This is a genomic window from Shimia fortis (assembly GCF_040225985.1).
Lineage (GTDB): Bacteria > Pseudomonadota > Alphaproteobacteria > Rhodobacterales > Rhodobacteraceae > Shimia.
The window spans coordinates 1-385 of the sequence record NZ_JBBPEU010000046.1; the positions used below are offsets into that span (position 1 = coordinate 1).

At 66.8% G+C, this 385-nt stretch carries 1 protein-coding gene; it reads right to left on the reverse strand.

Features of this window, described 5'->3' with window-relative positions:
* Positions 1-385: calcium-binding protein (locus WNE31_RS18430; protein ID WP_349981400.1), on the reverse strand; the 385-nt coding region annotated here is incomplete at both ends.

Consider the following 385-nt stretch of genomic DNA (forward strand, 5'->3'; position numbering starts at 1 on the left):
GTGTCGTTGCCATCATCGCCCCGCAGCTCGTCATTGCCATAGCCACCTTCGATGCTGTCATCGCCCGCGCCGGCATAGACCACGTCGCGCAGGTCGCTTTCGCTGTCGCCGCCCAGGATCGTGTCATTGCCGTCGCCCCCGACCAGCGTATCCGCCCCAAGGCCGCCCATCAGAAGGTCGTCGCCAGCCCCGCCGCGCAACAGGTCATTGCCGTCGCCGCCATCCAGCGTGTCCTGCCCCGTGCCGCCGTCCAGCGTGTCGGTGCCATCCGTGCCCGTCTGGTTGCTGCCACCAAGCGCGGCCACTTCCGAGTAAGACCGCAGCCCGTCAAGGAAATGCAGCACCTCGACCGTGTTCTCGACGAAATCGGTGCCTTCGCTGGACG